Origin of the sequence: Nonomuraea sp. K271, assembly GCF_009908215.1 — a bacterium.
GTDB lineage: Bacteria > Actinomycetota > Actinomycetes > Streptosporangiales > Streptosporangiaceae > Nonomuraea > Nonomuraea longispora.
This window is the reverse complement of record NZ_JAAAHR010000249.1, coordinates 1-10,338: the sequence shown is the minus strand read 5'-3', so window position 1 is coordinate 10,338 and position 10,338 is coordinate 1. Positions and strand designations below refer to the sequence as shown.

10 protein-coding genes are annotated in these 10,338 nt (G+C 64.5%); 4 read left to right on the top strand and 6 right to left on the bottom strand.

The window, feature by feature from the left end; translation table 11 throughout:
- Window positions 1–820: 820 nt before the first annotated feature.
- Complete coding sequence (locus tag GUY59_RS44205) at window positions 821–1,204, bottom strand: winged helix-turn-helix transcriptional regulator (RefSeq protein WP_138208204.1); 384 nt, start codon at window positions 1,202–1,204, stop codon at window positions 821–823.
- Window positions 1,205–1,351: 147 nt separating this feature from the next.
- Between GUY59_RS44205 and GUY59_RS44200 the strand changes: the two genes are divergently transcribed.
- Complete coding sequence (locus GUY59_RS44200; protein ID WP_138208203.1) at window positions 1,352–3,181, top strand: tyrosine-type recombinase/integrase; 1,830 nt, start codon at window positions 1,352–1,354, stop codon at window positions 3,179–3,181.
- A 78-nt stretch (window positions 3,182–3,259) separates the two neighbouring features.
- Here the strand turns inward: GUY59_RS44200 and GUY59_RS44195 are convergent, their stop codons facing one another.
- The 4 genes from GUY59_RS44195 to GUY59_RS44180 all read right to left on the bottom strand — a co-directional run bounded on the left by GUY59_RS44195 (window position 3,260) and on the right by GUY59_RS44180 (window position 7,956).
- Window positions 3,260–4,000 carry a hypothetical protein gene (locus GUY59_RS44195; protein WP_138208202.1) on the bottom strand — a complete coding sequence of 247 codons (741 nt, stop codon included), beginning with the start codon at window positions 3,998–4,000 and terminating at the stop codon, window positions 3,260–3,262.
- Window positions 3,993–5,606 carry a hypothetical protein gene (locus GUY59_RS44190; protein ID WP_138208201.1) on the bottom strand — a complete coding sequence of 538 codons (1,614 nt, stop codon included), beginning with the start codon at window positions 5,604–5,606 and terminating at the stop codon, window positions 3,993–3,995. Before GUY59_RS44190 ends, GUY59_RS44195 begins: the two co-directional genes overlap by 8 nt.
- Window positions 5,607–5,608: 2 nt before the next feature.
- The gene (locus GUY59_RS44185; RefSeq protein ID WP_201762079.1) at window positions 5,609–6,406 is read right to left on the bottom strand and encodes an ATP-binding protein; all 798 of its coding nucleotides are present in this window, start codon (window positions 6,404–6,406) and stop codon (window positions 5,609–5,611) included.
- A 77-nt stretch (window positions 6,407–6,483) separates the two neighbouring features.
- Window positions 6,484–7,956, bottom strand: coding sequence for a Mu transposase C-terminal domain-containing protein (locus GUY59_RS44180; protein WP_138208200.1), 1,473 nt, complete (start codon window positions 7,954–7,956; stop codon window positions 6,484–6,486).
- Between the two features lie 903 nt (window positions 7,957–8,859).
- Between GUY59_RS44180 and GUY59_RS44175 the strand changes: the two genes are divergently transcribed.
- Window positions 8,860–9,183: an ArsR family transcriptional regulator gene (locus GUY59_RS44175; protein ID WP_138208199.1), complete on the top strand. Its 324-nt coding sequence runs from the start codon at window positions 8,860–8,862 to the stop codon at window positions 9,181–9,183.
- Entirely contained in the window at window positions 9,180–9,464 is a 285-nt protein-coding gene (locus GUY59_RS44170; RefSeq protein WP_138208198.1) for a hypothetical protein, read from the top strand. The genes GUY59_RS44175 and GUY59_RS44170 overlap by 4 nt, the downstream gene beginning before the upstream one ends.
- Window positions 9,465–9,522: 58 nt before the next feature.
- Here the strand turns inward: GUY59_RS44170 and GUY59_RS44165 are convergent, their stop codons facing one another.
- Window positions 9,523–9,963, bottom strand: a complete 441-nt coding sequence (locus tag GUY59_RS44165) for a hypothetical protein (protein ID WP_138206130.1) — start codon at window positions 9,961–9,963, stop codon at window positions 9,523–9,525.
- A 143-nt stretch (window positions 9,964–10,106) separates the two neighbouring features.
- On the opposite strand from GUY59_RS44165, the gene GUY59_RS44160 reads away from it, so the two are divergent.
- The coding region (locus GUY59_RS44160) for a transposase (RefSeq protein WP_161715043.1) at window positions 10,107–10,338 on the top strand (232 nt) is incomplete at its 3' end.

Sequence of the window (10,338 nt, the reverse complement as noted above, 5' to 3'; positions counted from 1 at the left end):
GCTGAAGAACCGCGATCTGGGCCGGGTTCCGCCGGCCCGATCTGAGCACGAGCAGTAACCGACGACGACATCAGGGGGTCACGATTCAGACGTCGTCAGGGGGTCAGGATTCGGCCGTCGTTGACAACTTGGACATGAGACAGTCGCTTCGGCTTGATCGCTCCGCAGGACACGCATCGACATGACCACGGTTTACCTGCGCCGGGGTAGTCCTCCAGCGGTTCCCAGCCCTTGTGCACCATGACGGCCGCGGCCTTTGCCCCATCGCGCATGAGCTTGGCTGCGATTGCGCGCGACCGGCAGGTCTTGTTACAGACCCCGGTCCCCTTATTCACGACGTCGTTGTATCGGGGTTTGCTCACCTCGCCGCAGGATAAGCAGCGACATGCCCACGGCAGTTGCGTTCCGGGAAATGACTCCAGGGGACGCGTTCCTCGACCGAGCATGGCCACGACCGCTTGCTCTTCGGTTACCTTACGTGACATCCCGACCTTCTTGAGCTTGCTGTTCCCATGAGACAGCTTCGTGATAGCGATCATTCTCGGTCCAGCGACGGCGTGCCCGGGCGGTGTGTTCGAAGCGGCCGCCGACGATGGGAGAACCGAGGAATGAACACGCTGCGGGCATGGGTGCGCGAGCCGCGCCGGCTGAGGCCAGCACCGGCCAGGGGCCGGCCCGCAGCGAGTGGGAAGAATTGGCGCGGTTTGCGCCAGCAGGTGGCTCGGCCGGAATTGCGGAAGGAGCGGCCTTTCAGACCAGCGAAGACAGTCGGCGGATCTCGCGCAGAAGCAGGTGAGGAAGGCGTCTGGCTGACGTCACCTCAGGATGCGCGTGTAGGACGGTAGGTGGCCGCCCACGAGCCGATGTGCTCCAAGGCGGTGCGCAAGGCTGCTCCTTGGTCGGTCAACCGGTAGCTGATCCGCGTGGGTGGCCCTTCGTCGACCAGGCGATGCACCAGCCCTTGATCGGCCAGCTCGCGCAGCCGATCGGTCAGCACACGGCGGGACAGGCCTGGCACCGCACGAGCGAGCTCGCTGAAGCGGGCCTCGCCTTGACATAGCACGTAGAGCAGTTGCAGCATCCATCGGCGGCTGAGCAGATCGATCGCGTCCGCGGTCGCGGACGGCAGCAGCACCCGATCAGCCGGGGGGACGGATTTCCTAGAACCAGTAGCGCGATCGTCACTGGGGGTGTTCACTTTCATACGAGTTACTCCAAATAACCAGGCGATCAGGGATTCCCTAGTGAGGAAAGAGCCGCCGGTAGGCTGCCTGGTGGGACCAGCGTAGTCACACGACAGCGGCTCATAGAGGCCTCCATGGGGACTCGTCATGCCCTACGGGAGCTTGCCATGACCACACCATCCCCGTACCCCATCCCTCCAGCCGGACTGCACCGCAACAGCATCTGGCACGTCGATCAGATCAAAATTCCCGTCGAGGTCGAGGTCGACGGCACGCTCCAGCAGCCCTGGACCGTCCAGATCGTCGATGCCGCGACGTGGGGCATCTGCGGCACAGTCATCACGCCGTACCCGTCCGAGCGCGCGGACGTATTGGCCGCGTTACGGGCGGCGCTGCTTCGACAAGATCAGTACGGGCCGATGGGCGGCATCCCCGCGCTGGTGTGCATCGACCGGGGCCAAAATTTCATGCGCACGGCAGTGATGGATGCCCTGAGCGCCTTGAACGTGCATGTCGAGGACCTGCCCGCATATCGCCCGGGCCTGCGGCACGTGGCGGAGATCATCGGGGCCGCGGTAGACGAGACGCTGCTTCCCTCGATGCCGCGCTACGCCTACAAGGCGATGTTGCGCGGCGATCGGCCGCCTGAATGGCGGACAAACGCGGCACCCGGGTCCACATCCGCTACATGCCCCATCACGATCACGAAGTCGTGCTGTGCGACGTGGCGAGTCACGCCCCGTTTGGGCAGGCCTATCTCCTGCCGGACAGCGCGCGACCGCGCGGCACGAACCCGGTCTGACGCTGTTACGACGACCAGCATCCAGGAACGGCCGGACGCCGCCCGGCGACACGTACCCGCCACTCTCCTCGCAACCACGTCCCGCTGCCCGGAGGCCGAGATGGCTGTCGATGACGCCCACCGCCCGCTCTCACCACCGCGAGCCGCGAACGGGCCCGATCATTTAAGGCAGCAAGACTTTCAAGCCCTGGCCCATGCACACGCCGCCACGCTGCTGCCCGCGCCGGGTACTGCGCCCCCCGCCTACACTGTCGACGAACTCGCTCAGTTGCTCTGGCGAGCCTCGCCCCAGGTGCGGCTGGCCACTGTGCGGTGGCTTTCGACCGGACCCCTCGCTCCGTCCACCCGCCAGGGCTACTTACGGTTGCTTGCCTGGTGGCTGTGGTGGCTCAACCGGCAGTGCGCACAACCGGAGGACGCCTCGGTCCTGCAGGCCGATCTATTCGCCGCAGCGATGCGCACCGCGCAGTGGAGCCCCAACGCCAGGAAACAACAGCTCACCGCACTATCGTCGTGGTACGGCCATCTGCACGAGCTCGGGCTAACTGCCTGCAACCCGTTCACGGGACTGCGCCGGCCATCTGCACCGCCGTCCCGGGCAGAGTTGCTTTCCCGCGATCAGCTCATCGACGTGGCGGCGCAGGCCGCGCTGGATGGGGGCGCCCGCCTCCATGCGGTCTTGATGATGGTAATCGCCACCGGCTGTAACGCCGATTGCTTACCCCGGCTGACGCTGCAGCATGTGGTGCGGGCCGGCCGCGATCGCATCGTCGACTTGGCCGCCGCGGGTGGCTCGCACGCGGTGCTGCTGCCGCCCTATGCCGCGCAGGCATTGGACACCTACCTGACCGCGCGTGGCACCGAGCCTGGGCCGCTGTTCGTCACGCGCGCCGGTGGCCCGCTGCCGGTGGACAACGCTAACCGGCAGATTCGCCGTATCGCGCTGGCGGCAGGCGTGCAGCAGGCCGCGTCGCTGAGCATCGAGGTGATTCGCCAGAGCCTCACCGCCGCTCATGGCGCTCAAGCGGGCAATCGCCGGGCTCGGAGAACCGTCCCTGCCGTTCCCGGTTTCGCGGCGCCGCTGTATTGCTCGTCGGAGATTCGCTTGTGTCAGCGCATTGCCACGCGCGTCACGCGCCGTCGTGCTCAGCGGGCCGTTGAAAAGCGCCGTTCTCCCCTCTGGCGTACATCGTGATCCGATGCCGGCGGCGAGCCGATGCTTTGGCCGGGGCTTCACCTGTGGCCCGGGCCAGGCCACGCCTGCGCTGAGAGGCTACCGGCGGCGCTTGAGCGGGCGGGGGATGGTGCTATAGGACGCTCTCGCGCCCGGTTTCGCCTTCATCTGCTGCGGGAGTTGAGGCAGCGGATACAGCGCTACGGCGAACGAGCTATCCAGATGCGGGTGCAACCCGGAGGTATCCCGCTCGGCAATGCCACGGTGAAGCAGTACCTCTGTCGTCTCCCAATCCAGCGGCAGCCGCTCGAGCAGCGGGTCATGGCGCTGGTGCAGCAGATGCAACAAGATCACAGCTTCGCGCACCGACAGGGGGATCTGCGCCTGCTGCAGCGCCCGCAACCGATCATCCGTCTCCGCGCCCAGCAGGCCGGGACGAGGCTCAAGATGCACACGGTTGCCCTCTCGCACCACCTGCAACGCGGTGCCGAGCAGTCGCAACATCAGCGCGCGGACGGCTTCATCGACGCGCCGCAGTGGCCAGTCCAGCGCCACAGCCAAGTCGCCGTCGGCGAGTTGGCCATGTTGGGCCAGCGCGGCCTCGACCACCAGATCGTCGTCGTCAGGGTAGGAGACCCTGGCGGAGGATTCGCGACCGAGGAACGCCGCCACCTCGATGTCCAGCAGCTCGCAAATGCGGACGACCACATCCACGCTGATCGTCGCCGGTGCCGGATCCTTTCGCAGTACATCGAGCGAGATGCCCGTCCGCGTGCGGAACTCAACTTCGCCGATACGCAGTTCGGCCAGTCTGCGCGTGACCAGGTCCAGATCAAACATCGTCGTCCTTTCCGGCTTGGGAACTCCACCGTGCCAGCGCCGCCTCGCGGCGGTGCAATGCCTCCCCGATCCGCCAGCACACCGTGCGCAGATCCCAGGGCAGCTGTCCCGATCCCTCCTCCACCAGAGCGGGGATGGTCACCCCGGCCAGCCGGCCCACCGCGATCAGGTGCTGGTTGTCTCGTCCGATACCCGGCCCCAGCAGCGGCTCGCTGGCGTCATGCCCGCACAATTGATGAAAATGCCGCGCGGCGATCATCAGCGAGCGCGCGTACTCCGGTATGCCGAAGGTGAGACTTTCCCCTGGTAGCCGAAAACCCTGAACCGGTGATTGTGTGACCTCGATCGTCGCTCCCTCGGCATCGAGCGCCGAGGCGGGGACGACGGCGAGGTCGGCCGGATCGGCTCCGGTGCATAGCAGCGCCGCCAAGGCCGCGGCATGCACCGGATGCACCACGCGGGCGCGGATGCGTTCGACGTGGTCGGCGTCCAAGCGCGCCATCAGGCCGCGGCCGGTCGCACGGTCGAGCAAGGCGGGGACGGCCAGCAGCAGGCCGTGCAGGAAAAAGCCTGCCTGCGCCCCGCGAATGCGAGCGATGGCGTGCTCGCGGGTGGGGCAGTCGGCGACCAGGTCGGCTAAGAACAGCCGCAACGCGCGCGTGCTGCCGACACGATGGGGAAAGGACTCCAACTGCTCCGGCCCGGTGGCCGGCAGGTGCCGGGCCAGCCCGGGCGGTAACGCCGCGGGCCTCTCCATCGCAGAGCGCGATAGCGAAGGTGTCACGGCCAGTCCGTCCGCATCTAAGGCAAGCCCTCCCGAGCCCGCATCAGCCGACACAGTGCCCAACTCATCCTGGTCAAGAATCCACGTACAGGCCATGTCCATGCCGTAGCCGTAGACGGCGTCCACAACCTCGAAGCCGCGAAAGCCGAAGGCGGCGTACACCTGATCATCGTCTCTCATGAACGGGCCCAGGCTGCGGTAGGCATCGGCGCGGAAGAACGGAAAATCACTGGTCGGCAGGGGCGGCAGCGCCTGCTTTTGGGCATCGCCGTCCGCATGCGGGCTGGGCTCCTGCCCTGCTGGGGTGCAGTGCAGCACGCGGCGGGCGGCAGCGGCCGCACGCCAGGGTTTGCGGGCGAAACGGGCCGCCACGATCGCTTGTGGCAAACCCGTCATGATCTTCCAGCCGTGGTTGCCTGGCAGTTCCGCAGCCCACTCGGGCGGCTCGGCCGCATGCCAGACGACCGTCACGACGGCGTCTGTGTCGTGACCGAGCTCGATCAGCCGGGCCCGCTGGCGACGGGTGAGCAGATGCGCGCGTAAGACGATGATGTGCCAGATGCGCTCGGCGAGCGTCCAGGCGGTGGCGGCGTGCGAGATGCGCTTTTCTCTGCCGCCGGCACCGATCAGGGTGGCGGCCTGGTCGATGGGTTTTCCCAGAGCGGCCAGTACGTCAAGGCAGATGTCGCCGATGCCGGTCGCGCCCGGCGTGGGATGAACGGCGATCACGCCGGCGGCCGGGTCGTGCGCGCCCCACGCGGTGTTGACGCAGGCAACGTCGTCGCTGGGATCGACGACGACCATGATCGGGTGGCCGTTCACGGTCAGGCCGCTCTTTGCTTCTTGGGTCGCCCGCCGAGGTTGCTGAACACCCGGCGCATCAACTCCTCGTTGATCGCGGTTGCCTGGTCGTCTTCCAGTATGTCCAGAACGTGATTGGTGATCTTGGTCCAGGTGCGGAAGTTGCCATGCGCGGCAGTGTCATCGACGAAGGTGATGTGCTCATCGGAGACGTCGCTCCATATCGGATGAAAGTCGGGAATCACCTCAAGCACCTGTTTGAGCTTCATCTCGCGGAATTCTTGCCAGATGTAGATGCGTGAAGCGAGCATTTGCTCGTTGGAGAGTACCTCGTAGCACCCCTCGCCGCCGACGAAGATGATCGCCATGTCTGTGTGTTTGTCATCCCACAGGTGCCGCCAGTACTCGAAGCATTCCTTCGGCTGCCATTGCGCCTCGTCACAGATGAAGACCCGGGGCTCTTCGGCCAGGACATCCTTGAGCAGCCGATCGAAGGGAGCGGGCCTTTGCGGACGCTTTCCTGCGATCCCCAGCGCGTCGAAGAGTGCTTCGCGGATGTAGAGCGGGCTGGGACGTTCACGAAACTCGATGCGGTAGGACCGGTCGCGTGCCAGGTGCCGCAGCGATTCGTTCACGCAGAAGGTCTTGCCGGTGCCCGAGTCTCCGTGGACACACATCATCGCCTTCTTGGCAACCACTTTACGGATGGCGGCCTTGGTATGTTGCAACGCTGGCGTGGCTACGACCTTGGCCTGAGGCAGCGCAAGATAGTGGTCGTCGCATGTCTCTGGAAGCAAACTGCTATTGGCGCGTGCGCTCACGCTGGTATCTCCCTATTCATGCTCGTCATGTCCAGCAGCAGCGATGCCCATGGCATTCTTCGGCTCGTGAAGCCCGCTTACGAGCCGCCTCGCGTTCTTCGTGCGGCGCGGGCTGTTCCCGGCAGCACCCATTCGTCGGGAAGGTCGGTGTCAACGCAAGGGGCGACGATAGCCAAGTCGGCCATATCGTCATCGGCGGCACGTTTAATGACACTTCGGGCTTCCGATGCTGTCACCGCATCCACCCTGCGAGGCTCCTCCGGTTTGCTTACGGCGCCGAAACGCGCTCGCCGTTGCCGCCCGCCCTCCTTGAAGGCAGCGTTCACGCGCCGCCGTTCGCTCGCGCGAGCTTTCTGCATGTCCTCGATCTGTTCCGGACTGGCCAGATCGGACAGATAGGCGCTGCCCAGCCAGCATTTCGTCGCCGCCTCGAACACCTCCACCTCACGGTCGTGATGGGGCATCACGCGCAGGCGTACCTTCAAGCCGACCTTGCCTTGCATCCAGTCCGCCACGTAGTACCGGTTGCGTCCCCGCCGTATCCCCTTCTTCGTGATCTTCCGGATGCGGTCCTCCTCCTCCAGAGTGAGCATCAGAAGGTCTTCCGAAGCCACCTCATGAATAGGTGCCGGGTCCTCGGCCCACATCTGCGCCGGCGTACGGTCACAGCCGTCTGCCTTGTGCTCGAAATTCCACTCGTGCACCCACGCCCGCAGCCTTGACACGAACTCCGTGAAGGGGAGAGGCGTTTGACCGGCTTCGAAGGGTTTTCCGTTGAGACGCTTGGGCTCATGCGTATAACAAGGCAACGAGCGGAAGAACATCTTCTCGGCGCTGCCGTTCAAGTTTTCCACGGTTCCCTTCAAATGGCCGTGATATCCCGGCAGATCCTCAACGACGACAGCTAATGGGGCAAGTGCGCCTGCCACCGCCTTGGACAGGAAGTCCTTACCTTGATCGATTCTCACTCGCGCCGGTATACCGCCGAAGGGCAGGTCTGGATCGTCGCAAGGCAGTGCGCTCCGCAAGGCGATGAGAATGCTTTCCCTGCTGGGATAACCAGGGGTCACCGCCAGTCCTGGGATTACACCAGTTCCCGCGTCGATGAACCAGGTTACCCAGGGTTTACGTGGTTTGCCCTCGATCTCGACCTTGACCGGCACCTCAACGTGATCGGCTTCCCACACGGCATTACGATGCTCCGGAGGCCGCCGGAAATATACCCAATGTTCTCGCAACGCCTTCTCGCCGAAGCGAAACGCAGCCCGCTCTCCCCTGGAGAAGTCCCGATTCACCGCGCGTTGCACTGTCGACAGGCTCGGCGCCGGTGGTCCTCCGTCAGCCTCCCGTTGGAGCAATTCGCGATGGAGCGCAGACGCACTGCCCCTCCAGAGCGCGTACAGGCCGCGCAACTCATCCGTCATCTCAAAGCGTGCTCGTTGTGCCCCTTCGCAGCGCCCGCTCTCACAAGCTATTTCCAGGTAGCGTCGCACGGTCCGAGGGTGCTTTCCCAGACAGGAGGCAACCACCTTGATGTGCTCGGTGGTCATCTCACCGTTTTCCTTCAAGGTGAGAAGTCTTCGTACTGCGGGGCCTCGAAGATTGCTGAGATCTTCTCCGAGGGACTTCGCCTCTTCGTCGTTGCTTGCACTCGCCACACCACACCTCGCGACCAGTTCCGAAAAGCGTTCACATTAGAGAGATCATGCATCAACCGCATGAATCTCGTGTAACCCATAATCACTGCGAGGTTACCCCTACGATGCTCACTCGTCTACCGAAAATGACAGTTTGATGACCAGAGCACTTCAGACCTGCGAGCTCACCACGTTCCTGTCTTCTTTGGAAGGCACCTGCCGCTTGATAGCATCGGCATGTAGCCCGTGACCTGCAGATTGACAGGAAGCGACGAATCTTTGCAGCGTATAAGCTACGTCCCTCATGTACCTGGGAATTCGTCATGGCCTGTCATCTACCTGGTCACTTCTCTGTCATTAGACAAAGAAGAATATTTCTCACAGTTCGAGTTTTGCGATCTTCCGAGGAGCGAGTATTTTGCGACCTGAACTGCGGAGGGACATGTGCTGACGAATTGGAGGTGACAGTTTCGTGACGCGTCTCAGAATGCCCCACTGTGGTTAGCGTCCGCCGTTTTTCGCCTCCCGGCTGGGTCGTGAGCCGCATGGGAAGGGCCGTCGGCATCCCAGATCGTCAGCGAGGTCTCTCGGTTTCAGGCGGCATACGCATCGTGGTTGGTTCATAGCAGAAAGTTCGCTCAGAGCCAGCCGTGCAGGCGTACGCTCGTGCATCGTCGCCGGTGTTCATGGCTGGTCCGCTCGTCAGGGCAGGAAGCAGAGGACGTGGCGCTCGTCATGGATTACGGATTCATTAATCACTAAGGTGAAGGGATACGTGGAGCGGGCCTCAATGACATACGCGCTATCTCTGCCTGCATGTTCGGCAATCGGTACCGCTTGGAGGTGCTGGAGGCGTTCGCCGACGCACCGGATGGTCAGGTGAACCTTGGCAGGCTGGCCGTCCGGCAGGGCGTGCAGGCAGCGGTGTATTACCCGGTGATACGGGATCTACTGGCATTGCGGCTCGTGACCAGGGTGACGGAGGTCGGACGGGACCGGCGGCGCTGGTATCGCCGAGCAGGCGGCGAGGCCCTCTGGGAGCCCCTGGGACGGTTGGTCGTGGGCCTGCGAGGGCATTACGACCTGATCGCGGGGACCGATATGAAGGACACGGGCGAGCAGAAGAAGGTGGAGACGTGACCGGTGCCGCGGAGGCTTTCTCTCAGGCCATCGCCGACGCGCCCGGCCTCGCGCTGGGCCGGGCCTCAAGGTCGTGCGTGGTACTACAGGGCACTTCGGCCGTGCTGCATTATGAGCCGAACCAGGCCGAGATCGCACGGCGGCGGCTCAGCGGGCTGGCGGCCATCACCTCACCGGACGCTCTGCGCGTGCTGCTGGATCTGCCGGTGCACGCGCCAACCCCGCTGTCGGCCATCGAACGGGCGGCACCAGGTTCTCTCAGAGGGCGTTACGCAAGTTGATGTCCGCTTCGTCGCTTGCGCTGGATGGTGCAGGCTGGTCAGGGCATGGTTCGCCGGGCTACGGGAGCGGTTGAGCGAACAAACCTGGCTCGTTCTCCACGAGGACGCCGTGGTTGACCAGGCGTTTGAGCTTGGCGCGGACGTTTTGGATGCTGTTGTGCGCCAGGGGCAGGTCGAGAGCCTCGCACAGCTCGCGAGCCCGCAGGGAACGGCCAAGGTCGGCGAAGACAGTCAGAATCTGCTGGTAGGCCGGGTTCTCGGGCAGTGCGAGAGGTGCCGCGACCGGCTCGGTGCCAGGTTCGTGGGCGAGCGAGAGCAGGGTCTTGCGGGTGATCCGCAGATGCTCGATCGTCTCGGTGAGTTCTGCGAGGCGTGCGGTCAGCACGTCGATCTCTGCCTGGGCTTGCTCGATCTGGCAGGTCACGGCCTGCTCCCGTGCGTCGATCTTGTTCAGGAGCCACGTCCCGGGGTCGGGATCCGGCCGGTCGGGCCTGGTCATGTCGACTGCCACGACGGGGCCGGGGCGCGGGTCAGCCGGCGGGACATCACGTCGGTCATCGCCCAGTGCACCCGTGATTCGGAGCTGGCCGGCAGATGGCCTTCCCCTCGTAGCGTGGAGACCGAACCGGGAGAGGTTTGGTCGTGGCAGCAGTCACGCGGCGGCGCTTTGATCCGGAGTTCCGTGCGGGCGCGGTGCATATCGTGAAGGAGACCGGCAAGCCCGTCGCGCAGGTGGCGCGGGATCTTGGGATCAGTCCGTACACGCTGCACAATTGGGTGCGGATGGACCGGTTGGATGAGCAGTACAACGGCAACGGGAGCGGAACGCTGGAGGAGTCGGAGCAGGAGGAGCTGGCCCGGCTGCGGCGGGAGA